Genomic DNA, 22,680 nt, shown 5'->3' with positions numbered 1-22,680 from the left:
GCCGCTAGACGGGGCGCAAAGCCAATGGGTTGGGCTCCGGCACGGTGCCGGCCTTGACCGGCGCCGGCTTGCGCGGCGGGTGGGCGTGCATGCAGCTGCCCCTGAACTGGACCGTCACGTCGGTCACCGTGGCGAGATCCAGGCCCGCGTTGCTCTCCTGCGGGACCGCGAACTCCCAGGTCGTGAAGGGCGTCGGCTCGGCGAAGAGGGCCTTGTCGTCGACCTGCTTTTCCTTGGTCCCATGCGTGATGTGGGCCCGGTGGCCGTCGCCGCCCGCCTCGCCCTTGGGCACGTAGGCGAAGCTGCGGTCCAGCGGGGCGGTGACGAACTCGAAGTGCGTCCCGCGCATGAAGTCGTGATAAAGCCCCGAGGTGGCGATGTCGATCGTGATCTCGCGGTCCACGAGATGGGGCGCCTGCAGCCAGACGCGGATTTCCGAAATGCGCACGCGATCGAACTGGGGCAGCTGGTCCGGGTCGAGGGTCAACGTCAACTTGCGCTCCTGCTGCAGGCGCTGCAAGGCGCGGGCCGATTCGCCGGACGACCGCGAACTCAGCCGCCAGGGCTCGGGCCACCAGTCGGTCGGCGGCGTCTTGAAGGACTCCAGCGCCCCCACCATGTCGGTCGCCGCCATGGCCACCAGCTGGTTCAACGTGGCCGCTGACATGTCTGCCGTCGCCTCGCGCGCCGGCTCGGCCAGCGCGTGGTAGCGGTAGGCGTCGCCGAGCTTGGACAGCGACTGCAACAGCGCGAGCTTGAGCTGGTCATGCATGCGCTCGTAGAACATGCGGCTCTGCAGGTCCGGCCGGGCATCCCCCAGCGCGGCCCGGCGCTTCTCCAGCGTCTTGCGGTCGGCTTCGTCGCGCTCGCACTCCCACTCGCGCTGCTGAAGCACCGCCAGGCAGTGGGTCCACTGGGTCCCGCATCCGAGGGCATCGCGCGCCCGGATGGCGAGGGACTGCATGGCGGCCAGATAGTCCTCGGCGCCGTTGACTTCCAGCTTGATTGCGGGACCCAGCGTCGCCTCCACCGTGACCCGGTAGACCTCCCAGTCGGCCGCCGTCGGCACGGGTTCGGCCGGGTCCTTCTTGGCCCAGCCCTCGAACTTCCTGAGCTTGCCCAGGCCACCGACGTCCTTGGAGGTCAGCTCGTAGACCTTGTGGATCTTCTCGAAGAAGCCGGCGACCTTGTTGATCATCTCCACGGCCTTGTTGATCCGCGCGAGCAGGCTCTGCGCCTCCTCCACCTTCTTGGCCGCATCCAGTGCCTGGTTGGCACCTCCGCCGCTGCCGCTGCAGGCCGCCACCAGCCCGGCGATCAGCGAGACGCCGATGGCCACGCCGGCCAGGGCCAGTTCGGTCTTGATTTCCGTTCGCTTCTTCTCGATCCCGGCATCGAACGCGGCCTTGGCGCTGTCCACCGCCTTGCGCTGGCTCTCCAGGCTGTCGCGGCTCGTGTTCCAGGCTTCCAGGGCGGTGTCGCGCTCCGTCCTGGCCTGGTCGCGAAGCTTCCTGGACAGGGCGGACGTGTTCTCGTAGTGGGCCAACAGGTCGTCGGCGGCGGCGCGCCACGCGCCACGCTGCTCGTCGCGTTCGAAGAACCGCTGCGCCTGGGCTTCGACCAGCGCCAGGGCCTGCGCCTGCTCCTTCGCCAGCTCGTGATAGACCCCCCAGAGCAACAGCGGCACCGGATGGGCCCTGCGCAGGGGCTTGCTCAACCGCTCCGCCAGCACGGCAGCCTCGGCCGCGATCGCGGCGTCCCCGTCGGTACACAGCTGGGTGTCGTTCACCCACCGCGCCAGTTCCAGCGCGATGCTGCAGGACTCCGGCGCGCCCGGCACGTCCTTGGCGAACTGCAGCCGCTTGGCGGCACCCAGCTGGAACTGGGCCTGCAGACGGTCGCCGGGCACCAGTTCGTGCACCGGCCGGGGCGCCGTGACCTGGGCCTGGCCGCTCGCGTCCACCGTCCGGCGCACGCTCAGGTGGCCCGGCAGGTCCGCGCCGCCGAAGGCCTGCGGCAGGCCGAGGAAGGTGATGCGCCACAGCACCTCGGGCCGCTCCAGGATGACCTGACTCGCGTACACGTCGAGGGACACGTCGCCCACGCCCTCCACGGGCAGCAACGCCAGCGAGCCGGCCGCGCCCACCTCGATGCGCCGGGCGTGGATGCGCAACGACTTCAGCGCCAGCTGCAAGGGGACGGCGATGCGCAGCACGTCCGCATGGATCTCCAGCGCGTCGGTGGCGTTGGCGCGGCGGCGCAGCAGCTCGGCCAGCGCCACCCCCTTGCCGCCCGGCTCGGCCAGGTCGACGAAGAGCCCGCGCAGGACGGTGGGCGACTCGCTCTTGAACTCCTCATCCTCCCCGAACGGCAAGACCGAGCGGGGCGGCAGGTGGATGAGCTTCCAGTCCGGGAAGGGTGCGGCGGGCGGGACGGCGGCCACCGGAGCGGCGGCGCTGACGACAGGGTCGGACGGCATGGGAAACCCCGCTTCTTCCGTTTGAGTGGAAGCATGGTGTCCCTGCAAGGCCCTCGAACATTGACGTAACTCAACAGCCGTTGAGCAACCGAAGGCGCCATCCCCAATCTGTCACCCGGGCCCGAGGCGGGCGCGGCGTCGGCTCCTGCGGCGGAGCCCGCGCGGGATCAGCGGCCGGCGGCCGGCGCCACCTCGCTGGACCAGCCCGGCTGGCGGGCCAGCTCCGCCGCCGTGGCGTCGTCGGCGGTCACGGCGTACTCGCGGCGGCTGCGCTCGACGAAGTAGGCCGAGCGATAGCGCTGCAGCAAGCCACCGAGGGCCTGCCGGGCCTGGCTGTCGGGTCCGTTGAAAGTGAGGGTCAGCGTGGTCATGGCGGCTTTCCTGTGAGGACCGGCGCAGCGAGGTGCACCGGCTTCTCCTGAACGCCAGCACTCCGACGGGGTTGACGCCATCGGCGCGCAGGAAGCTACCGCTTGTGACAGACGCCGCGCTCCGGCCCCACCGCCGGCCGCGCACCGCCAGCTTTGCAAACCGATTGGTAGCGCTCACAATGCCGACCTTTCCGCGCTGACCGCCACGCCCATGCCCCGTCCGAGCAGTTCCCACTCCACCGGCCTCGGCCTGCCCCACGACGCCGCCGAGGCCAGCCTCCTCGGCCGCCTGTGGCGCCCCGACCGCGGCGGGCCGGCCCTCGTGGCCGTGCGCGATGGCGAGGTCGTCGACGTGTCCGCCCATGCGCCGACGATGGCCGCGCTGCTGGACCACCCTGACCGCCTGCACATCGCCCGCAGCGCCCCCGGCCAGGCCCTCGGGCCGGCCCAGGCCCTGCTCGACGAGGCCCTCGCCGCGCCGCCCGAGGCCGGCCGGCCGCGTTGGCTGGCGCCCTGCGACCTGCAGGCCGTCAAGGCCTGCGGCGTGACCTTCGCGGTCAGCCTGCTGGAGCGCGTCATCGAGGCCGAGGCCGGCGGCGACGCGGCGCGGGCCCACGCCTTGCGCGAACGCCTGCGCGAGACCCTCGGCGGCGACCTGTCCGCCATCCGTCCGGGCTCGGCCGCGGCGCAGCGCCTCAAGGCCGACTTCGTCGCGCGCGGCGCGTGGTCGCCCTACCTCGAAGTGGGCCTGGGGCCGGACGCCGAGGTCTTCACCAAGGCCCAGCCCATGTCGGCGGTGGGCTTCGGCGCGGCGGTCGGCCTGCATCCCGATTCGCAGTGGAACAACCCCGAGCCCGAGGTCGTGCTGGCCGTGAACGGCCGCGGCGAGGTCGTCGGCGCGACGCTGGGCAACGACGTCAACCTGCGCGACATCGAAGGCCGCAGCGCCCTGCTGCTGGGCAAGGCCAAGGACAACAACGGCTCCTGCGCCATCGGCCCCTTCATCCGGCTCTTCGACGACCGCTTCGCGCTGGACACGGTGCGCCAGGCCGAGGTCAGCCTGCGCATCGAAGGCGCCGAGGACGGCTTCGTGCTGCACGGCGTGAGCCGCATGGAGGAGATCAGCCGCGACCCGCTGGAGCTGGTCGCCCAGGCCTGCGGCCCGCACCACCAGTACCCCGACGGCTTCATGCTCTTCCTCGGCACGATGTTCTCGCCCATCCAGGACCGCGGCGCAGCCGGCGCCGGCTTCACCCACCGCCTCGGCGACGTCGTCACCATCGCCAGCCCGGCGCTGGGCGCCCTCGTCAACACCGTGCAGCGCAGCGACGCCATCCCGCCCTGGACCTACGGCGTCGGCGCCCTGCTCGCCCACCTGCAGGGCCGCGCCCGATGAGCCGCCGCCTGCGCTCACAGGACTGGTTCGACAACCCGGCCCACGTCGACATGACGGCGCTCTACCTGGAGCGCTTCATGAACTACGGCCTCACGCCCGAGGAGCTGCGCTCGGGCCGGCCCATCATCGGCATCGCCCAGAGCGGCAGCGACCTGAGCCCCTGCAACCGCATCCACCTCGACCTGGCCCGGCGCGTGCGCGACGGCATCCGCGATGCGGGCGGCATCGCGATGGAGTTCCCGCTGCATCCCGTCTTCGAGAACTGCCGCCGCCCCACCGCCGCCCTGGACCGCAACCTGGCCTACCTCGGCCTGGTCGAGGTCCTGCACGGCTATCCGCTCGACGGCGTGGTTCTGACCACCGGCTGCGACAAGACGACGCCGGCCCAGGTCATGGCGGCGTCCACCGTCGACCTGCCCGCCATCGTGCTGTCCGGGGGCCCGATGCTGGACGGCTGGTTCGAGGGCCGGCTGGTCGGCTCGGGCGCGGCCATCTGGGAAGGCCGGCGGCGCCTGGCGGCCGGCGAGATCGACGAAGAGACCTTCATCCGCATCGCCGCCGCCTCGGCCCCGTCGGCCGGCCACTGCAACACCATGGGCACGGCCTCGACGATGAACGCGCTGGCGGAGTGCCTGGGCCTGTCGCTGACCGGCTGCGCTGCCATCCCGGCGCCCTACCGGGAGCGCGCCCAAATGGCCTACGAGACGGGGCGGCGCATCGTGGCGATGGCCAGGGAGGACCTGCGGCCGTCGCGCATCCTGGGGCGCGAGGCCTTCCTCGACGCCATCGTCGTCAATGCCGCCATCGGCGGCTCGACGAACGCCCAGCCTCACCTGACCGCGATGGCCCGGCATGCCGGCGTGGAGCTGACCGCGGCGGACTGGACCGAGGTCGGCCAGCGCGTGCCGCTGCTGCTGGACATGCAGCCGGCCGGCCGCTTCCTCGGCGAGCGCTTCCACCGCGCCGGCGGCGTGCCGGCCGTGATGTGGGAGCTGCAGCAGGCCGGCCTGCTGCGCACCGACCGGCCCACCGTCACCGGCCGCACGATGGCGGCCAACCTGCAGGGGCGGCAGACGCAGGACCGCGAGGTCATCCGCCCCGTGGACGCGCCGCTGAAGGAGGACGCCGGCTTCGTCGTGCTCTCCGGCAACCTCTTCGACTTCGCCATCATGAAGGCCAGCGTCGTCTCGGCCGCCTTCCGCGAGCGCTACCTCAAGGACGGCGCCTTCGAGGCCCGCGCCATCGTCTTCGACGGCGCCGAGGACTATCACGCCCGCATCAACGACCCGGCCCTGGGCATCGACGAGGGCTGCATCCTCGTCATGCGCGGCGCGGGGCCGGTGGGCTGGCCAGGCTCGGCCGAGGTGGTCAACATGCAGCCGCCTGACGCCCTGATCCGCCGGGGCATCACCAGCCTGCCGACGCTGGGCGACGGCCGGCAGTCCGGCACCTCGGACAGCCCCTCCATCGTCCACGCCTCGCCGGAGAGCGCGGTGGGCGGCGGCCTGGCCTGGCTGCGCACGGGCGACGTCGTCCGCGTCGACCTCAGGGCCGGGCGCTGTGACGCACTGCTCGGCGACGCAGAGCTGGCCCGCCGCCGCGCCGAGCCGCTGCCGCCCGTGCCCGCCAGCCAGACGCCCTGGCAGGCCCTCTACCGCTCGACCGTGGGGCCGCTGTCCACCGGCGCCTGCCTGGAACTGGCCGTGCCCTACCGCGGCGTGGTGGACACGCCGCCGCGGCACAACCACTGAGGCCCGCCCGGGCGCAGTGGTTATCCTGCCGCCCCATGTACGCGCCCTTCTTCGGCTTGAAACAAGCGCCGTTCTCGATCGCGCCGGACCCGCACTACCTCTTCATGAGCGAGCGCCACCGCGAGGCGCTGGCCCATCTGCTCTACGGGCTGGACGGCGGCGGCGGCTTCGTGCTGCTCACCGGCGAGATCGGCGCCGGCAAGACCACCGTCTGCCGCTGCTTCCTGGAGCAGATCCCGGCCAACTGCAACGTCGCCTACATCTTCAACCCCAAGCTCACCGTCCCTGAGCTGCTGCAGGCGATCTGCGACGAGTTCGACGTGCCCGTGCCGGCCGGCGCGCAGACGGTGAAGGACTACGTCGACCCGCTCAACGCCTTCCTGCTGGCCCAGCATGCGGCCGGCCGCAACAACGTCCTCATCATCGACGAGGCGCAGAACCTCTCGGCCGACGTGCTGGAGCAACTGCGCCTGCTGACCAACCTCGAGACGGCCGAGCGCAAGCTGCTGCAGGTGGTGCTGATCGGCCAGCCCGAGCTGCGCGACATGCTGGCGCGGCCCGAGCTGGAGCAACTGGCGCAGCGCGTGATCGCGCGCTTCCACCTCGGCGCGCTGTCGGAGGACGAGACGGCGCAGTACATCCGCCACCGGCTGACGGTGGCCGGGCTCACCGGCGCCCTGCCCTTCGACAGCAAGACGCTGCGCCTCATCCACCAGCTCACCCGCGGCGTGCCGCGCCGCATCAACCTGCTCTGCGACCGCGCCCTGCTGGGGGCCTACGCGGGCGGGCAGGCCCAGGTCACGCCGGCCATCGTGCGCCAGGCCGCGGCCGAGGTCTTCGACGAGCGCCCCGCCGCAGCCACGGCCCGGCACCAGCGGTCGCGCCTGGCCCTGGGCATGGCGGTGCTGGGCGCCGCCCTGGCCGGCGCGGGGCTGACGTGGCAGCTGCAGCAGTCCTCTCAATCCGTACAGGCCGGCCGCGCGGGTCGCTCCGGCGCGATGGGCATGGCCCAGCCGGCCTCGGCCGCCTCCGCGGCGGCCTCTGCGTCCGCCGCGGCACGGGCCGCGTCGGCGGTAACGCCGCCGGCCTCGGCCGCCAGCAGTGCCGCGCCGACACCCGAGCCCCTGCGCCTGGCCGACTGGGCGCCCCAGGATGGCGAGGCCTGGGCCGGCCTGGCCGGGCGTTGGGGCCTGCCGCTGCCGCCCCAGGCCGACCCCTGCACCGTGGCCGCCGAGCACGGCCTGCAGTGCTACCGCAGCGCCAGCGGCAGCCTGTCGCTGATCCGCCTCATCGATCGCCCCGTGCTGCTGACGCTGCAGCGCCCCGGCCGGCCGCCGGCCCTGGCCGCGCTCGTGGGCCTGCAGGGCCAGGACGCCACCTTGTGGGTGGATGGCCGGCCCCGCCGTGTCGCGCTGGCCGAACTGGCCGGTGCGTGGCGTGGCGAGTTCCTCACCTTGTGGCGCGTGCCGCCCGGCTATGCCCGCCGGGCCGAAGACGGCCGGCCGCTGCGCGAATGGCTGGCGGCCCGGCTGGCAGTATCGGCGGCCGATCCGTCGGCCAGCGCCGCCAGCACGGCCGCGTCGGCGCCGCCGCCCTGGCCGGAGCTGGCCCGCCAGGTGCAGGCCTTCCAGGCCGGCCAGGGCCTGCAGCCGGACGGCCGCGTCGGCCCCATCACGCTGATGCAGATCAACCGGGCCGCCGGCGTGGCCGAGCCGCGCCTGGACCCGGCCCGCTGAACACAGGAACCCACGACCCAACCGCCATGTCCTACATCCTCGACGCCCTGCGACGGGCCGAAGCCGACCGCGAACGCGAGCGCGGCCAGGTGCCGGGCCTGCACACGCAGCCCCTGCCCGGCGGCGCAACGTCCGCGGCGCGCGGCGGACGGCGCTGGCTGCCCTGGGCCGGCGGCGGCCTGCTGCTGCTGGCCGGCATCGGCGCGGGCAGTTGGTGGGCCAGCGGCCCGTCCGAACCGGCCGCACCGGCGGCACCTGCCGTGTCTCCCACGCCTGCACCGATGGCCACGGCGGCTGCGCCCAGCCCGGCCGCTCCAGCCTCCGTCGCTGCGCCCGTGACGGCGCCGGTCACCGCCCTGCCAGCCACGCCGGTGCCCCAGCCGGCGGCCTCCGGCTCGCCCTACCTGCCGCCCATGCCGCCGCCTGAAGCCGCGGCCAGGACACGCGAGCCGCGCTCCGGCGGCGAGGCCACGGCGGCAGCGCCAGCGCCCGCTCCGGCGCCCGATCCCGCGCCCGAGGCGCGCATCCCGACACTGTCCGAACTGCCCGAGGCCACCCGCCGGGAGCTGCCCAGGCTGGCCATCGGCGGCTCGGTCTATTCCGACGACCCGGCCAGCCGGCTGGTGATCGTCAATGGCGAGGTGCTGCACGAAGGCGCCCGGCTGGGCTCCGACCTGGTGCTGGAGCAGATCCGCCCGCGCGAACTGGTGCTGCGCTTCAAGGGCCAGCGCTACCGGCAGCCGGTCTAGCCGCCCCAGGCGCGCACCAGCATCAGCACGGACACCGTCCCGGCCAGCAGGCCGAAGGCCTGCTGCAGCCGCACGCCGCTCCAGCGTGAACTGAACTGCCGCCCGGCCAGCAAGGCCAGCACGGCACCGGCGGCGAAGGGCGCCGCGACGGCCCAGTCCAGGGAACCCTGGGTGGCCGCCCCGAGCACGCCGCCCACCGACACCAGGGCGATGACGGCCATGGAGGTGGCGACGACGCCGCGAGCGGGCACATTGCTGATCTCCGACAGCATGGGAACGATGACGAAGCCGCCGCCAACGCCGAGCAGGCCGCTGAGCAGGCCGGAGAGAGCGCCGGTCAGGCCGAGCATGGCCGTGCACGGGGCCCGCCAGGTGAGGCGGCCGGTGGTGGGGTTCATCGCACAGACCGGCAGGCGGCGCGACGGCGGGGCCACGGGGCTGGGGGCCCGCCGGCCCTGGCGCAGGTTGCGCCAGGCCACCCAGGCCAGCACCAGGGCGAACAGCGCCATCACCGGCCCGTTGGGAATGAGCTGCGACAGCCGCACGCCGAGCGGAGCGACGGCCATGCCGGTCAGCCCGATCATCAAGGCAGCGCGGTAGCGCACGATGCCCTCGCGCAGGGCCAGCAGCGCGCCCAGCGCCGCGGCCAGGCCCACGGCCAGCAGGCCGATGGGCGCGGCCTCGGCCATGCGCAGGTGCAGGCCGAACACCAGCAGGGGCACGGCGAGGATGCCGCCGCCAGCGCCGGTGAGGGCCAGCACCACGCCGACCGCCGCCCCCATCAGCAGGCTCAGCCCGGCGATGTCCAGGGTCATCCCACCATCTCGGGTTCGGCCAGCCACTCGCGGCCCTTGAGCATGCCTTCCCAGTACAGCGGCGGCAGGATGCGCTCCTTGAGGTACCAGGCCAGCCGCGACGGCCGCTTGCCGTCGATGAACCAGCTCGGGAAGCTGGGCGCCAGCTTGCCGCCATAGCCGAACTCGGCGAGCACGATCTTGCCGCGCTCCACGGTCAGCGGGCAGGAGCCATAGCCGTCGTAGCGCGCCTCGCCCTTGGCGGCCCCGCGCGCGGCGAGCAGGTTGTGCGCGACGACGGGCGCCTGCTTGCGGGCGGCGGCGGCCGTCTTGGCGTTGGTGGTGTTGGCAACGTCGCCGAGGCCGAAGATGTTGGCGAAGACCTTGTGGCGCAGCGTCGCCGGGTCGACGTCCAGCCAGCCGGCGGCATCGGCCAGCGGGCTCACGCGGATGAAGTCCGGCGCCTTCTGCGGCGGCACGACGTGGATCATGTCGAACTCGCGCACCACCTGGGTCTTGCTGCCGTCGGCCTGGGCCTGGGCGAAGGTGGCCTTGCGCGCCTGGCCGTCGATGGCCGTGAGCGTCTGGCCGAAGTTGAGGTGGATGCCATAGGCCTGCACGTAGGCCATCAGGGCGGGCACGTAGTCGGCCACGCCGAAGAGCACGGCGCCGGCGTTGCAGAACTGGATGTCCACGTCGCGCAGCACGCCCGCGCGGCGCCACTGGTCGGCCGAGAGATACATGGCCTTCTGCGGCGCACCAGCACACTTGATGGGCATGGGCGGCTGGGTGAAGACTGCACGGCCGCCACGCAGGCTCTGCACGAGCTGCCAGGTGTAGGGCGCGAGGTCGTAGCGGTAGTTGGAGGTCACGCCGTTGCGGCCCAGCGTCTCGACCAGGCCCTCGACGCCATGCCAGTCCAGCTTGAGGCCGGGGCAGACGACGAGCTGCCGGTACTTGACGACACGGCAGCCGTCGAGGATGACGGCATCGCGCTCGGGCTCGAAGGCGGCCACGGCGGCCTTGAGCCAGTGCACGCCGCGGGGCAGCACCGAGGCCATGGTGCGCGCGGTGGTGGCGGCGTCGAAGACACCGCCGCCCACCAGGGTCCAGCCCGGCTGGTAGTAGTGGACGTCGGCGGGGTCGATGATGGCGATGTCCAGCCCCGGCTGGCGCGCCAGCAGGCTGGAGGCCACGGCGATGCCGGCCGCGCCGCCGCCGATGATGACGATCTCGTGCGTGGCATCGGCCACGTCCACCGGCGTCTTGCCGCCGTTGACGAGGCGGCGCACCACGCCCTTGAGGTCGTAGCCCGCGCGGGCGGCGCGCTCGATGATCTCCGGCAGGGGCCGCTGCCCCGCTTCCGACAGCGCCCACATGGTGGTCGAGCGCATGCCCGTGCGGCAGAAGGCCAGCACCGGCTTGGGGCTGGAGGCCATCAGCGCGCCGAAGGCCCGCCCCTGCTCGTCGGTGACCTTGCCCGATTCGGCCGGCAGGTAGTGCATGGCGATGCCCAGGCCGCTGGCCGCGGCCACCAGCTCGGCGAACACGGGCTGGTCGTTGCCCTCGCCGTCGGGGCGGTTGCAGATGAGGGTGCGAAAGCCCGCGTTGGAGATCTCGCGCAGGTCGCCCGCGTGGACCTGCGCGGCGACGGCCAGCTCGGGGGTGAGGGTCTTGAGTTCCATGCTTGTCTCCGTTCTATTTTTTGGGGTGTCTGCCTGGAACTCAGACGGCGTTCAACGGGATCTTCAGGTAGCGCAGCCCGTTGTCCTCGGGCGGCGGCAGCTCGCCGGCGCGCATGTTGACCTGCACGGACGGCAGGATCAGCGTCGGCATGCCGAGCGTCGCGTCGCGGGCGTTGCGCATGGCGACGAAGGCATCCTCGCTGATGCCGTCGCGCACGTGGATGTTGCTGGCGCGCTCCTCGGCCACGGTGCTGACGAACTGCACCTCGCGGCCGCCGGGCTGGTAGTCGTGGCACATGTACAGCCGCGTGCGCGGCGGCAGGCCCAGCACCTTGTTGATGGAGCGGTAGAGCGTGCGCGCGTCGCCGCCGGGGAAGTCGCAGCGGGCCGTGCCGTAGTCGGGCATGAAGAGGGTGTCGCCGACGAAGGCCGCGATGTCGGCGTCGGCGCCTTCGCCGGTCGACACCACATAGGTCATGCAGGCCGGCGTGTGGCCCGGCGTGTGCAGCGCGCGCGCGCGCAGGCCGCCGATGCCGAAGGCCTCGTCGTCGCGGAAGAGGTGGTCGAACTGGCGGCCGTCGCGGGCGAAGTCCGGGCCGGCATTGAAGAGCTTGCCGAACACCTGCTGCACCGTCGTGATGTGGCTGCCGATGCCGAGCTGGCCGCCCAGGGCCTGGCGCAGGTAGGGCGCGGCGGAGAGGTGGTCGGCGTGGACGTGGGTCTCCAGGATCCACTGCACGCGGGCGTCCAGTTCCCGGACGCGGTCGATCAGCCGGTCGGCGCTGGCGGTGCCGGTACGGCCCGACTTGGGGTCGTAGTCCAGCACGCTGTCGATCAGCGCGCAGTGCAGGGTCTCGCGGTCGAGCACGAGGTAGCTGACGGTCCAGGTGGCGGCGTCGAAAAAGCCTTCGACCTGCATTCGGGAAGTGGGGCTCATGGCGCTCCTCTGCGGCCGCGGCGGCTCAGCGCCGGCAGGTGTTGATGCCCAGCACCGAGTACAGCGGGCAGTAGCCCACGGCCCCGGTCAGCAGCGGCACGACGCCGATCCACCCCCAGACGCCGATCGTGCCGGTGGCCGTCAGCGCCAACAGCACCACGCCCGCCGCCACGCGCAGGCCACGGTCCACGGTTCCTTCATTCGCCTTCATGAGAGTCTCCTGGTTGAGTCATCGGCAGCCGCCAACCCTGGCAGCCACCGGCACCTTGCAAGTCGGAACTTTCAAGAGCCGTGCCAAGCCCGGTGCGTCGCCAGCGTGCCCACGCAAGTCTTTGATGCAAAAGAAAATCCTTCGCCGCCGCCGCGACGTCACGGCGTGCTCGCACCCGCGCCGCCCCGCCAATCGCCGCCAATTTGGCAGTCTCATGGCAGTCGATGGCAGCCGTCGCGCACAATCCGCGCACCGCCCGCCCGAGCCGACGCACATGCCCCCCAACGCCGCCGCGATCACCTCCCCGCCGCAGGTCCAGGCCCTGGTGTCCTACCTCGAGCACGAGGCCCAGCCCATGATCGTGCTGGACCCGGCCTACAACATCCTGGCCGCGAACACCGCCTACCGGCGCCAGTTCGGCACGGCGGACCGGCCCTTCCTCGGCCAGAAGTGCTACCGCGTCTCCCACCACTACGACCTGCCCTGCGACCAGGCCGGCGAGCATTGCCCGATGAAGCGGGCCTTCGAGCTCAAGGGCCTGGACCGGGTGCTGCACATCCACCACACGCCGCGCGGGCCGGAGCATGTGGACGTCGAACTGCGGCCCATCCTCGACGCCGACCACCAGGTCGTCGCCTACGTGGAGCGGCTGACCACGGTCAAGCAGGCCTCGGCGCGCGCCAGCCAGGCCGGCCTCGTCGGCCGGTCGCCGGCGTTCAACACCGCGCTGGAGGCGGTGCAACGCGTGGCCCGCTCGCGGCTGCCCGTGCTGCTGCTCGGCGAGTCCGGCACGGGCAAGGAGCTGTTCGCCAGCGCCGTGCACGAGGCCAGCGACCGGCACGACGGCCCCTTCGTCGTCGTCGACTGCTCAGGCCTGCCCGAGACGCTGTTCGAGAGCGAGCTGTTCGGCCACGAGAAAGGCGCCTTCACCGGCGCCCAGCATCGCAAGCCCGGGCTGGTGGAGACGGCATCGGGCGGCACGCTCTTTCTCGACGAGATTGGCGACGTGCCGCTGGCCATGCAGGTCAAGCTGCTGCGGCTCATCGAGTCGGGCACCTTCCGGCGCGTGGGCGCCACCGAGACCCAGCAGGCCGACTTCCGCCTGGTGGCGGCCACGCACAAGCCGCTGCAGCAGATGGTGGCCGAGGGCCGGTTCCGCCAGGACCTCTACTACCGCATCGCCGCCTTTCCCATCTTCCTGCCGCCGCTGCGCGAGCGCGCGGGCGACATCCCGCTGCTGGTGGACTCCTTCCTGCAGCGCGGCGGCAAGACGGCCCAGCGCATCGTCATCCAGCCGGCCGCCATGGCGCGGCTGCAGGCCCACGACTGGCCGGGCAACATCCGCGAACTGCGCAATGTGCTGGAGCGCGCCCGGCTCTTCGCCGACGACGGCATCGTGCGTCCCGAGGACCTGCCGGAATGGCTCAACGCCCCCTTGCAGGCGAGGCCGGCCCCAGCCGCCACGGCGGCGACGGCCGCCGCCGCGCCCGACCTCGACGAGCAGATCCGCCACCTCGCGGCCGAGGGGCGCCTGAGCCGGCGCGACATGGCCGCCCGCCTGGGCCTGAGCGAGCGCACCCTGTACCGGCGACTCAAGGCCCTGGACCTGGGCTGACCGCCGTCCGGCTGCCACGAGCCACTGCCATGGCGGCCCCCTGGCAGTGCCGACTGTCACCGCCTGACAGCCCCGGCGGCACGCCCTGCGCACGGGATTCTGCTGACGGGACAGTCTGTTAGCGCGCCGCGTGCGGCGCCGCGCCGCCTGGCACGGTTCTTGGGATGAACCGGCCATGCACAGCGACGAACGCCGACTGGTCCGCCACCTGGCCTGGGTGGTCGTCATCAAGCTGCTGGCCCTGGGCGGGCTTTGGTGGGGCTTGGTGCGCGAGCAGCGCACCAGCCCCGATGCCGATGCCGCCGCCCGGCACCTCGCAGCGACCGCGCCCCTGCCCACGCCAGGAGACTCCCGTTGATCCCGGAACACGTCGTCGACCTGTCGCGGCTGCAGTTCGCAGCCACGGCCCTGTACCACTTCCTCTTCGTGCCGCTGACCCTCGGCATGGTCTGGCTGCTCGTCATCATGGAGACGGTCTACGTCATGACGGGCAAGGCCGTGTGGAAGGACATGACCCGCTTCTGGGGCAAGCTCTTCGGCATCAACTTCGCGCTCGGCGTGACGACCGGCATCACGCTGGAGTTCCAGTTCGGCACCAACTGGGCCTACTACTCCCACTACGTCGGCGACATCTTCGGCGCGCCGCTGGCCATCGAGGGCCTGATGGCCTTCTTCCTCGAGTCGACCTTCATCGGCCTGTTCTTCTTCGGCTGGGACCGCCTCTCGCGCCCGCAGCACCTGCTCGTCACCACGCTGATGGCCGTCGGCACCAACCTGTCGGCGTTGTGGATCCTGATCGCCAACGGCTGGATGCAGAACCCCGTCGGCGCCGAGTTCAGCTACCAGACCATGCGCATGGAGATGACGGACTTCTGGGCCGTCGTCTTCAACCCCGACGCCCAGGCCAAGTTCGTGCACACGGTATCGGCCGGTTATGTGACGGGCGCGATGTTCGTGCTCTCCGTCAGCAGCTGGTACCTGCTCAGGGGCCGCGACGTGGAGTTCGCCAAGCGCAGCTTCCGCGTGGCCTCGGCCTTTGGCCTGGCCAGCGTGCTCAGCGTCATCGTGCTGGGCGACGAGTCGGGCTACACCGTGGGCGAGGCCCAGCAGACCAAGATGGCCGCCATCGAGGCCATGTGGGAAACGGAGCCCGCGCCGGCGAGCTTCAACGTCGTGGCCGGCATCAACGAGGCCGCGCAGAAGAACGACTGGTCGGTGGAGATCCCCTACGTGATGGGCCTCATCGGCACGCGCAGCCTCAGCAAGGAGATCCCCGGCATCCGCGAGATCAAGGCCCGCAACCGCGAGCGCATCCAGCGCGGCATCGTCGCCGTCGTGGCCCTGGAGGCCCTGCGCACCCATCGCAACGACCCCGTGGCCCTGGCCACCTTCGAGCGCCACAAGGCCGACCTCGGCTTCGGCCTGCTGCTGCGCAAATACGTCGGCGACGTGCGCCAGGCCACCGCGGAGATCATCGAGCGCGCCGTCGACGACACCGTGCCCCGCGTCACCCCCATGTTCTGGAGCTTTCGCGTGATGGTGGGCCTGGGCCTGCTGATGCTGGCGCTCTTCGCCCTGTCGTTCTGGACCACGCTCAAGGGCGGCTGCGCCGGCCGGCCCTGGCTGCTCAAGTGGGCGCTGTGGATGCTGCCCGCGCCGTGGCTGGCCTGCGAGCTGGGCTGGTTCGTCGCCGAGTACGGCCGCCAGCCGTGGACGATCTACGGCGTGTTGCCCACGCACCTGAGCGTCTCCACGATCAGTGTCAACAGCCTCTACGGCTCGCTCGCCGGATTCGTCGGCTTCTACACCGCGCTGCTGGTGGTCGAGGTCTACCTGATGGTGAAGTTCGCCCGCCAGGGGCCGGGCAGCCTGGGCACCGGCCGCTACCAGTCCGAACCCGTCCACGCCTGAGGAGGCCGCCATGCTCGACTACGCCACCCTGAAGATCATCTGGTGGGTCCTCGTCGGCGTGCTGCTCGTCGGCTTCGCCATCATGGACGGCCACGACATGGGCGTCGGCACCCTGCTGCCCTTCGTCGGCCGCAACGACGAGGAGCGCCGCGTCGTCATCAACACCGTCGGCCCGCACTGGGACGGCAACCAGGTCTGGTTCATCACCGCCGGCGGCGCCATCTTCGCGGCCTGGCCGCTGGTCTACGCCACGGCCTTCAGCGGCTTCTACTGGGCCATGCTGGCGGTGCTGTGGGCGCTGTTCTTCCGCCCGGTCGGCTTCGACTACCGCAGCAAGGTCCACGACCCGCGCTGGCGCAGCACCTGGGACTGGGGCCTCTTCATCGGCGGCGCCGTGCCGCCGCTGATCTTCGGCGTGGCCTTCGGCAACCTGCTGCAGGGCGTGCCCTTCCAGTTCGACGACTACCTCGTCAGCACCTACACCGGCAGCTTCTGGCAACTGCTCAACCCCTTCGCGCTGCTGGCCGGCGTGGTGAGCAGCGCCATGATCACCCTGCACGGCGGCGTCTACCTCGCCCACCGCACGGAGGGTGCCATCCAGGCCCGCGCCACCACGGCCGCACGAAGCGCCGCGCTGCTGGCGGTGCTGGGCTTCGTGGCAGCGGGCCTGTGGCTGCGCTTCGGCGGCATCGAGGGCTTCGCGATGGCCCAGGCGCCCGACCCGAACGCCATGCCCGACCCACTGGCCAAGCTCGTCGTGCGCAGCGCCGACGCCTGGTGGGCCAACTACCGCCGCCTGCCCGTGCTGTGGGCGCTGCCCGGCCTGGGCGTCGGCGGCGCGCTGCTGGCCGCCGGCCTCGTCGGCGCGCGGCGCACGCTGGCCGCCTTCGTCGCCTCGTCGCTGGCCATGGCCGGCATCATCGGCACGGCCGGCGCGGCGATGTTCCCCTTCGTCATGCCCTCGTCCAGCATGCCCAGCGCCAGCCTGACGGTCTGGGACAGCGTCTCCAGCCCCATGACGCTCGCGCTGATGCTGGGCGCCACCGTCCTCTTCATGCCGCTGGTCGTCATCTACACCGGCTGGGCTTACCGCGTGATGCGCGGGAAGGTGACGGTCGAGCACATCCGCGCCAACAGCCACAGCGCCTATTGAATCCCTCAAGCGAGGTTCGCCATGAATCCATCCGCCGTCCTGCCGCCTCTGCCCGACCCCGAACGCCGCACCTGGCTGCTGGCCACCGCCGGGGCGGGCGGCATCGCCGCCGTCGGCGCCGCCACGCCGCTGGTGGCCTCGCTGGCGCCGAGCGAACGCGCGCGCTCCCAGGGCGCCGCCGTGGAGGTCGACATCGGCGACATCCCGGCCGGCGGCATGAAGGCCGTCGAGTGGCGCGGCAAGCCGGTGTGGATCCTGCGGCGCACGCCCGAGATGCTGGCCTCGCTGCAGGCGCTGGCCCCACGCCTGGCCGACCCGGGTTCGCAACGCGACGACCTGCAGCCGGCGCTGCGCAACGTCGGCCGTTCGAGCAGGCCCGAGTTCCTCGTCGTCATCGGCATCTGCACCCACCTCGGGTGCTCGCCCAGCTTCACGCCGGCCGGCGGGGAGCGTCCCGCGCCGGACGCCGACTGGCCCGGCGGATTCTTCTGCCCCTGCCACGGCTCGACCTTCGACCTGGCCGGCCGGGTCTTCAAGAACAAGCCCGCCCCCACCAACCTCGAAGTCCCGCCGCATCACTATCTCGGCGACGCGCGCCTGCTGATCGGCGAGCCTGGACCCACCTGAACAAGGACATCCCATGTGGTACTTCGCCTGGCTCCTCGGCGTCGGCTTCGCCGTGCTGCTCGCCGTCATGAACGCGATGTGGGGCGAGATGGCCGAGGAACGTCGCGCCTCGCACCGGCCCGACGACGGCGAATGAGCCGCAACGCCGGCACGGGCCTGCACTGGCCGGCACTGCTGACCGGCCTGGCGCTGATGCTCGCGGGCACCGCCTACCCGCGCTTGTTTGCACAAGCCGATGGCCGGGCCGACCACGGCCTGGCGGTACTGCTGTTCTGGGCGATGAGCGCCGGCTTCGTGCGCGGCGTCGGCTTCGTGCCGCGGCAGCGCCCCTGGCGATGGCTGTTCTCGGGCCAGGCTTGCATGGCGGCCCTCGTGCTGGCCGCCTTGTGGGCAGGCCGGACCCACGGTCTTCAGTTCGTCCCGGCCTGACTGCGCGTCAAGAGAACTCGCCGTCGACCAAGTCGTTAGCGCTCCGACACCCGCTCGAGGCCCGGCCCGCGTTGGCGAGCCACAACACACGCCGCCGCAGCGGTTGTGCACCCACCACGTTCTCTGCATCATTCGCGCCCTTGCAGAAGGCGCCCACGACAGCGCCCGCATCACGGAGATTCCTCTCATGTCCTCCCTGTTCATCTCGACGATCGACTGAACACGGTTCCCGCGCCCCGGCTGAACCGTGTCTGTTCCCAGATACGGCCTCAGACCGCGCGGCGAGCAAAGCCCCGCAGCCATCGAGCCGGGGCTTTTGCTTTTCGGAAACCGAATGAGTGCACAACTCCGTTCCCGCGCCCTCCAGGAGGGGCGGGTCAAGGCCCTGCGCCGCATGAAACAGCCCATGACGCTGGTGCTCGAGACGAGCACGGGCGTGCGCGACCCCGTGGCGCGCGCGCTCGCCCAGCGCGGGCTGCGCGGCGCGGGCGAACACATCCAAAGCCGCGGCGCCCAGCGCCGCGCTGACCGCATGGCGCTGCAGGCGCTGTTGCGACGAAAGGACTGGAATGAATGACTCCAACGAACTGCGCGCACAGCTGGCGCAGAGAAACCAGCAGCTGCAGGAGATCGCCGCCCAGCTCAAGACCGAGCTCTTCGGCATCGACGACATCATCGACAGCGTCATCGACTCGGTGCGAGCCTGGTATGTGCTGCCCGAGCTGGTCTCGCGGCCCGTCATCGTCTGTCTCTGGGGCCTGACCGGCACCGGCAAGACCCAGCTCGTGCGCCGCCTGGCCCAGCTGCTGGGCTTCTACGACCGTTTCGTCGAAGTGCAGATGGACGGCTTCTCCAACGGCGCCGGCTGGCGCGGCGCCCAGAGCATCTCGGGCATGCTGGCGCAGTCCGGCGTGCGCGAGGGCGAGCCCGGCATCCTCGCGCTCGACGAGTTCCAGCGCTTCCGCACCATCGACGCCAAGCGCGGCGAGCTGCGCGTCGAGCGCTACCAGGACGTGTGGGCCCTGCTCTCCGACGGCCGCCTGCCGCCGGCGCTCTCGCTGCTGGGCGACATCGAATCGTCGATCGCCGAGGCCGCCTACGACGCCGAACGCGCCGAGGCCAGCGAGGCCAAGCTGCGCTTCAAGCTGCGCAGCTGGGAGGCCCAGGAGCTGCAGCGCAACCTCAAGCTCGACGCGCCGCTGATGGAGATCATGGGCTGGACGCCCGAGCAGATCCAGGCCCGGCTGCGCGTCTTCCGCGAAAGCGGCCAGCAGCAATGGGAGACGGACTACAGCCGCCTGCTCGTCTTCGTCTGCGGCAACCTCGACGAGATGTACGAGGACCTCGCCACCAGCGTGGACGACTGCGACAGCGATGCCGACATCTTCCACGCCATGACCCGCAAACTGAGCGTCATCGACGTCAAGCAGGCCCTCAACAAGCGCTTCAAGCCCGAGCAGGTCGCCCGCCTGGGCAACGAGCACGTCGTCTACCCGTCGCTGTCGCGGCGGGCCTACGAGCAGCTCATCGAACAGGGCTGCGAGCGCTATGCCCGGGAGACGCAAGGACGCTGCGGCCTGCGCTTCGAGCTGGACGCCAGCCTGCGCGAGCAGATCTATGCCAACGCCGTCTTCCCGGCCCAAGGCACGCGGCCCCTGCTGTCTTCGCTGCATGCCATCCTCGGCACCGGCCTGGCCAAGGCGGCGCTGTGGGCGCTGGCGCAAGGGGCCGGCCCGGGCGAACGCGTGGAGCTGACTGCGGACGGCCGCCACCTGACCGCGCATTGGCAAGGCCGGTCGCAGGCCATCTCCACCCCCTTCGAGATCAACCGCCTGCGCCAGCGCAGCAACGCGGATTTCCGCGCCCTGCTGGCGGTGCACGAAGCGGGCCACGGCCTGGTGCACGCCCTGCTCTTCGGCCGCGCGCCGAAGGAGATCAAGATCCATGTGGCCAGCTTCGAGGGCGGCTACAACACCTACACCTCGCGCAAGGTCTGGTCGCGGCGGAACCTGCTGGACTCCATCTGCACCAGCCTCGCCGGCCGCGCGGCGGAGCTGCTGGTCTTCGGCGCCGAGCTCGCGTCCAGCGGCGCCGAGAGCGACCTGCGCAAGGCCACCGAGACGGCCGCCCGCATGCTGCGCCACCTGGGACACGGCACGCGCATCGGGCGCAGCGACGTGACCACCAACAGCGACGACAACCTGTGCACCGACGTGGAAGCCAGCAACGCCCCCATCGAGGCCTTGCTTCACGCCGAGCACGTGCGAGCGACGAGGTTGATCGAGACGCATCGCGGCGCCCTGATGGCGCTGGTGGATGAACTCATGGACCAGGGTCAGGTCACGCCGGCACGATTCGCCGAGCTGGTGGCATTGCCGTTGGGCACTCCCGAGGATGCACTGGACCCCTATGCGAAGCGGCTGGCGGCGTTTCGCCAGGAGAGCGCGGCGGCTGCCAGGGGCGCAGAGCAGGCGCCGAGGCGAGGCCTGCCTCCCGCGCCCCGCCCTTGCTTGGCAGAAGCACTGGCGTCAACGACGGCCTGACGGCAGTACGCTCGACGCCGGCGGCGGGCGCCCCGCTCGCGGACCGACAATCCGCTTACCTCGAAAGTTAGCCATCGCCATGACCAACACTCCGACTCCTGGGCAGAAGATTTCGTTTCAGGCCGATCTCGAGGACTGGGCGGAAGGCATGGACTACTGCGCCGTTCGCGTCCCGGCCGAGGTCACCGAGGCCCTGGGCACGACCGGCCCCGTCCTCGTCCTGGCCCGCGTCAACGACTCCGAGCCCTTCCAGGTGAGCCTCTTCCCGGTCGGAGGCGGGCAGCACTACATCCGCATCAAGGCCAAGGTCCGCCGCGAGACCCACACCAAGACGGGCGACCGCATCCGTATCCGCTTCACCGTGCTGGACCGCTCGGACGTCGTTGTCCCCGACGACCTGGCGAGCGCGCTGAGTTCCGAGGGTGTCGAGGACGCCTTCAACGCCTTGCCGCCCGGCAAGCGGAACTTCCTCATCCGCAGGATCGACGAAGCGGCCAAGCCGGAGACCCGCGAACGCAGGATCCAGGACGCCGTCGTGGCGGCGCATGAGCGCAGGGAGAAGATGGCGGATCGGGGGTAGGTGATCTTGGCGATTGGCAGGTCTCAGGCACGAATGGCACGGATGTTCGTGGCCATCAAAGTCAGAGACACCTGCGTAGCCGTAGGCCTGGAGTCGAGCGGTCGGGCCAACAATGTCTGAGACGTCGCGGAGGGCCGCTGGACCGCCTCAGGCTGGTCTAAGTCATTCGCGGCCGACGGGGTGAGCGACCGCTGCGTTCCTCACCTGACGTTCGACCGGCTGCGGTGCGCATGGCGGCTGCATCCGCGAGGTCGGACGTCCGTATTCGCTACCCCTGTCTGATACAACTGTAGCCGTCGAGCCTTGGAAACCTGATTTCCCACTGTGTCCGTTTTGATCTTTCACCCCCAAGCCGATCCAAGGATTCGAACTCGGAACGAGCGAGTCGCCGGTTTGCTTTGCTCTGTTGAGCAGCACGCCCGGACGAAGTGGCTCTTCGTAGTTCCTCAGTGCCCACTTGATATGGCTATCGGAGCGGAGTTCGACGCTTTTATTGCGAGGTTGTTCGCTCAACTGGAAAGCAAGTTCGCGGTTTCAAGCCGCCATTCGAGAGGATTGACGTTCGAGGGGATGGAACTGAAGGCGCTCATGGTCTGGTCCATTGACTCTCATTGGATTAAGACGAAGCTTTCTGTCGTCCACTTCGGAGACGATCTTTATGCCTATGTCTCCGGTGAGTCCGAAGCTCCAGGACTAGACCTAAATCCATGGCTTATTTCGATTCAAGCGGCACTCGACAAAGTAGACGATCACCCAATGCATGCCTGGAGAGCTGTGCTGGGAATGGCTCGTTCAGGCGTCATAAAGGGTGGCGCGCTCCCGCGAAATTGGAAATTAGGTGCAATGGACTTCCAGCAAACAGATTTCGAATACGAGGAAAGGGTGCCTCTCCCGTCAGCCATGAACGCGTACACCGTTGAACGGTGGCTTCCCATTACCGTTTCTGGAGCAACGAAGGGACACAGCTGGAGCTGTGCTCAGTTTGCAACTCAAGAAGACTTGCACTTGGCGTGTGCGTTGCTGTCGATTCATGCCAACCAGATGTTCAAGCTTCGTCAAATGGCGGTTCCTGAAGGTGTGGGCCTGCACGACCTTCCAATTTCCACCCCGACCTTAGTGCAGGTCGAGGCGAGACCATGGCCGCAAGGTGCCGGCGCCGATGCCGAATTGCTTAGCAATTGGTGGACTGCCTGCCGTGAGCGGCGAGATATAGCTCGAATTGCGCGCGCCTACTACGAGGCGCTCACATTGACGGACCACCCGTCGTTCGCTTTGATTGGATTCGTCGGAGTAATCGAGGAGGTTGGCGCGCTTCTTTTCGAGGATGAGGCACAGGAGACGTGTGACAGCTGCGGCAAGCCCAAGCGCAGCAGTTCGGCGGCGCGATTTCGGAAGGCCTTGTCCCTTGTGCTGCCTGAAGACCGCGTGAAGATCGTCAGCGCACGGCTTTACAAGTGGCGGTCAGGGACCGCGCACAGCGGGCGAACCTTCTCGACCGAGACTTCATTCGGCCTGCTGCACATGTCGGAGAGCATGCTTGAGCCGAACTCAGCCTCGATGTTCAATGCACGCGGCCCTTTTCATGCTCAAGAGATCGCACGCGACCTGCTTGTTCACCTCTTCGCAGCGGCGTTGGTGCCTCAGGCAGACTGAATAGCTGCACCCCAGTTCAGGAAACGAAGAAGCAGACGCTCAAGCAAGCGCAAGGCGTCC

The 22,680-nt window shown here is 70.5% G+C and carries 21 protein-coding genes and 1 pseudogene; 16 read left to right on the top strand and 6 right to left on the bottom strand.

Annotated features, from left to right (window positions below; all coding sequences use genetic code 11):
• Positions 1–4: 4 nt before the first annotated feature.
• Together LXT12_RS08455 and LXT12_RS08450 are read right to left on the bottom strand one after the other, a co-directional pair.
• On the bottom strand, positions 5–2,479 hold the full coding sequence (locus LXT12_RS08455; protein ID WP_233391110.1) for an amidohydrolase family protein: 2,475 nt from the start codon (positions 2,477–2,479) through the stop codon (positions 5–7).
• 167 nt (positions 2,480–2,646) lie between these two features.
• The gene (locus LXT12_RS08450) at positions 2,647–2,850 is read right to left on the bottom strand and encodes a hypothetical protein (protein WP_233391108.1); all 204 of its coding nucleotides are present in this window, start codon (positions 2,848–2,850) and stop codon (positions 2,647–2,649) included.
• A gap of 211 nt (positions 2,851–3,061) precedes the next feature.
• Between LXT12_RS08450 and LXT12_RS08445 the strand changes: the two genes are divergently transcribed.
• The 4 genes from LXT12_RS08445 to LXT12_RS08430 are packed head-to-tail and all read left to right on the top strand — an operon-like array spanning position 3,062 to position 8,482.
• Positions 3,062–4,246 (top strand): fumarylacetoacetate hydrolase family protein, encoded by a 1,185-nt coding sequence (locus LXT12_RS08445; RefSeq protein ID WP_233391107.1) that lies wholly within the window; start codon positions 3,062–3,064, stop codon positions 4,244–4,246.
• The gene (locus tag LXT12_RS08440; protein ID WP_233391106.1) at positions 4,243–5,997 is read left to right on the top strand and encodes an IlvD/Edd family dehydratase; all 1,755 of its coding nucleotides are present in this window, start codon (positions 4,243–4,245) and stop codon (positions 5,995–5,997) included. The genes LXT12_RS08445 and LXT12_RS08440 overlap by 4 nt, the downstream gene beginning before the upstream one ends.
• A 35-nt stretch (positions 5,998–6,032) precedes the next feature.
• On the top strand, positions 6,033–7,733 hold the full coding sequence (locus LXT12_RS08435; RefSeq protein WP_233391105.1) for an ExeA family protein: 1,701 nt from the start codon (positions 6,033–6,035) through the stop codon (positions 7,731–7,733).
• Between the two features lie 26 nt (positions 7,734–7,759).
• Positions 7,760–8,482: a general secretion pathway protein GspB gene (locus LXT12_RS08430; RefSeq protein WP_233391104.1), complete on the top strand. Its 723-nt coding sequence runs from the start codon at positions 7,760–7,762 to the stop codon at positions 8,480–8,482.
• On the opposite strand, the gene LXT12_RS08425 is transcribed toward LXT12_RS08430, so the two are convergent.
• The 4 genes from LXT12_RS08425 to LXT12_RS08410 are packed head-to-tail and all read right to left on the bottom strand — an operon-like array spanning position 8,479 to position 12,109.
• Positions 8,479–9,297, bottom strand: coding sequence for a sulfite exporter TauE/SafE family protein (locus LXT12_RS08425; protein ID WP_233391102.1), 819 nt, complete (start codon positions 9,295–9,297; stop codon positions 8,479–8,481). The two genes, LXT12_RS08430 and LXT12_RS08425, sit on opposite strands and share 4 nt — an antisense overlap.
• Positions 9,294–10,961: a bifunctional protein tyrosine phosphatase family protein/NAD(P)/FAD-dependent oxidoreductase gene (locus tag LXT12_RS08420; RefSeq protein ID WP_233391100.1), complete on the bottom strand. Its 1,668-nt coding sequence runs from the start codon at positions 10,959–10,961 to the stop codon at positions 9,294–9,296. The genes LXT12_RS08425 and LXT12_RS08420 overlap by 4 nt, the downstream gene beginning before the upstream one ends.
• 40 nt (positions 10,962–11,001) lie before the next feature.
• Positions 11,002–11,898, bottom strand: a complete 897-nt coding sequence (locus tag LXT12_RS08415; RefSeq protein WP_233391098.1) for an MBL fold metallo-hydrolase — start codon at positions 11,896–11,898, stop codon at positions 11,002–11,004.
• Positions 11,899–11,923: 25 nt separating this feature from the next.
• Positions 11,924–12,109: a YgaP family membrane protein gene (locus tag LXT12_RS08410; protein WP_233391097.1), complete on the bottom strand. Its 186-nt coding sequence runs from the start codon at positions 12,107–12,109 to the stop codon at positions 11,924–11,926.
• A gap of 274 nt (positions 12,110–12,383) precedes the next feature.
• On the opposite strand from LXT12_RS08410, the pseudogene LXT12_RS08405 reads away from it, so the two are divergent.
• The 12 genes and pseudogenes from LXT12_RS08405 to LXT12_RS08355 form a co-directional block, all read left to right on the top strand.
• Positions 12,384–13,535, top strand: a pseudogene (locus tag LXT12_RS08405) (sigma-54 interaction domain-containing protein); the annotation flags it as partial.
• Positions 13,536–13,544: 9 nt separating this feature from the next.
• Positions 13,545–13,724, top strand: coding sequence for a winged helix-turn-helix transcriptional regulator (locus LXT12_RS27115; RefSeq protein WP_419964768.1), 180 nt, complete (start codon positions 13,545–13,547; stop codon positions 13,722–13,724).
• 175 nt (positions 13,725–13,899) lie between these two features.
• Positions 13,900–14,082: a cytochrome oxidase putative small subunit CydP gene (gene cydP, locus LXT12_RS08400; RefSeq protein ID WP_233391095.1), complete on the top strand. Its 183-nt coding sequence runs from the start codon at positions 13,900–13,902 to the stop codon at positions 14,080–14,082.
• Positions 14,079–15,635, top strand: a complete 1,557-nt coding sequence (locus LXT12_RS08395; RefSeq protein WP_233391094.1) for a cytochrome ubiquinol oxidase subunit I — start codon at positions 14,079–14,081, stop codon at positions 15,633–15,635. The genes cydP and LXT12_RS08395 overlap by 4 nt, the downstream gene beginning before the upstream one ends.
• A 10-nt stretch (positions 15,636–15,645) precedes the next feature.
• Positions 15,646–16,788, top strand: a complete 1,143-nt coding sequence (gene cydB / locus LXT12_RS08390) for a cytochrome d ubiquinol oxidase subunit II (RefSeq protein ID WP_233391091.1) — start codon at positions 15,646–15,648, stop codon at positions 16,786–16,788.
• 21 nt (positions 16,789–16,809) lie between these two features.
• A complete protein-coding gene (gene petA / locus LXT12_RS08385; protein WP_233391089.1) occupies positions 16,810–17,415 on the top strand; it encodes a ubiquinol-cytochrome c reductase iron-sulfur subunit in 606 nt (201 codons plus the stop codon).
• Between the two features lie 13 nt (positions 17,416–17,428).
• Positions 17,429–17,551 (top strand): cytochrome bd-I oxidase subunit CydX, encoded by a 123-nt coding sequence (gene cydX, locus LXT12_RS08380; protein ID WP_233391087.1) that lies wholly within the window; start codon positions 17,429–17,431, stop codon positions 17,549–17,551.
• Entirely contained in the window at positions 17,548–17,844 is a 297-nt protein-coding gene (locus LXT12_RS08375; protein WP_233391085.1) for a cyd operon YbgE family protein, read from the top strand. The genes cydX and LXT12_RS08375 overlap by 4 nt, the downstream gene beginning before the upstream one ends.
• 334 nt (positions 17,845–18,178) lie before the next feature.
• Positions 18,179–18,421 carry a hypothetical protein gene (locus LXT12_RS08370; RefSeq protein WP_233391083.1) on the top strand — a complete coding sequence of 81 codons (243 nt, stop codon included), beginning with the start codon at positions 18,179–18,181 and terminating at the stop codon, positions 18,419–18,421.
• On the top strand, positions 18,414–20,387 hold the full coding sequence (locus LXT12_RS08365; RefSeq protein ID WP_233391082.1) for an AAA family ATPase: 1,974 nt from the start codon (positions 18,414–18,416) through the stop codon (positions 20,385–20,387). The genes LXT12_RS08370 and LXT12_RS08365 overlap by 8 nt, the downstream gene beginning before the upstream one ends.
• 79 nt (positions 20,388–20,466) lie before the next feature.
• On the top strand, positions 20,467–20,967 hold the full coding sequence (locus LXT12_RS08360) for a YdeI/OmpD-associated family protein (RefSeq protein ID WP_233391079.1): 501 nt from the start codon (positions 20,467–20,469) through the stop codon (positions 20,965–20,967).
• A 462-nt stretch (positions 20,968–21,429) separates the two neighbouring features.
• Positions 21,430–22,620 (top strand): hypothetical protein, encoded by a 1,191-nt coding sequence (locus LXT12_RS08355; RefSeq protein ID WP_233391078.1) that lies wholly within the window; start codon positions 21,430–21,432, stop codon positions 22,618–22,620.
• The last annotated feature ends 60 nt before the right edge of the window (positions 22,621–22,680 follow it).

This window comes from Pelomonas caseinilytica, from assembly GCF_021353235.1.
In the GTDB taxonomy this organism is placed as follows: Bacteria; Pseudomonadota; Gammaproteobacteria; order Burkholderiales; family Burkholderiaceae_C; genus Pelomonas; species Pelomonas caseinilytica.
The sequence above is the reverse complement of the archived record's forward strand: the minus strand, read 5'-3'. Positions and strand labels throughout refer to the sequence as shown.

Coding starts and splice junctions, on each gene's coding strand:
- cydX (WP_233391087.1), top strand. CDS start 17,429: ATGTGGTACTTCGCCTGGCTCCTCGGCGTCGGCTTCGCCGTGCTGCTC.
- LXT12_RS08425 (WP_233391102.1), bottom strand. CDS start 9,297: ATGACCCTGGACATCGCCGGGCTGAGCCTGCTGATGGGGGCGGCGGTC.
- LXT12_RS08410 (WP_233391097.1), bottom strand. CDS start 12,109: ATGAAGGCGAATGAAGGAACCGTGGACCGTGGCCTGCGCGTGGCGGCG.
- LXT12_RS08355 (WP_233391078.1), top strand. CDS start 21,430: ATGGCTATCGGAGCGGAGTTCGACGCTTTTATTGCGAGGTTGTTCGCT.
- LXT12_RS08375 (WP_233391085.1), top strand. CDS start 17,548: ATGAGCCGCAACGCCGGCACGGGCCTGCACTGGCCGGCACTGCTGACC.
- LXT12_RS08445 (WP_233391107.1), top strand. CDS start 3,062: ATGCCCCGTCCGAGCAGTTCCCACTCCACCGGCCTCGGCCTGCCCCAC.
- LXT12_RS08450 (WP_233391108.1), bottom strand. CDS start 2,850: ATGACCACGCTGACCCTCACTTTCAACGGACCCGACAGCCAGGCCCGG.
- LXT12_RS08415 (WP_233391098.1), bottom strand. CDS start 11,898: ATGAGCCCCACTTCCCGAATGCAGGTCGAAGGCTTTTTCGACGCCGCC.
- cydB (WP_233391091.1), top strand. CDS start 15,646: ATGCTCGACTACGCCACCCTGAAGATCATCTGGTGGGTCCTCGTCGGC.
- petA (WP_233391089.1), top strand. CDS start 16,810: ATGAATCCATCCGCCGTCCTGCCGCCTCTGCCCGACCCCGAACGCCGC.
- LXT12_RS08360 (WP_233391079.1), top strand. CDS start 20,467: ATGACCAACACTCCGACTCCTGGGCAGAAGATTTCGTTTCAGGCCGAT.
- LXT12_RS08440 (WP_233391106.1), top strand. CDS start 4,243: ATGAGCCGCCGCCTGCGCTCACAGGACTGGTTCGACAACCCGGCCCAC.
- LXT12_RS08370 (WP_233391083.1), top strand. CDS start 18,179: ATGAGTGCACAACTCCGTTCCCGCGCCCTCCAGGAGGGGCGGGTCAAG.
- LXT12_RS08455 (WP_233391110.1), bottom strand. CDS start 2,479: ATGCCGTCCGACCCTGTCGTCAGCGCCGCCGCTCCGGTGGCCGCCGTC.
- LXT12_RS08420 (WP_233391100.1), bottom strand. CDS start 10,961: ATGGAACTCAAGACCCTCACCCCCGAGCTGGCCGTCGCCGCGCAGGTC.
- LXT12_RS08365 (WP_233391082.1), top strand. CDS start 18,414: ATGAATGACTCCAACGAACTGCGCGCACAGCTGGCGCAGAGAAACCAG.
- LXT12_RS08430 (WP_233391104.1), top strand. CDS start 7,760: ATGTCCTACATCCTCGACGCCCTGCGACGGGCCGAAGCCGACCGCGAA.
- LXT12_RS08435 (WP_233391105.1), top strand. CDS start 6,033: ATGTACGCGCCCTTCTTCGGCTTGAAACAAGCGCCGTTCTCGATCGCG.
- cydP (WP_233391095.1), top strand. CDS start 13,900: ATGCACAGCGACGAACGCCGACTGGTCCGCCACCTGGCCTGGGTGGTC.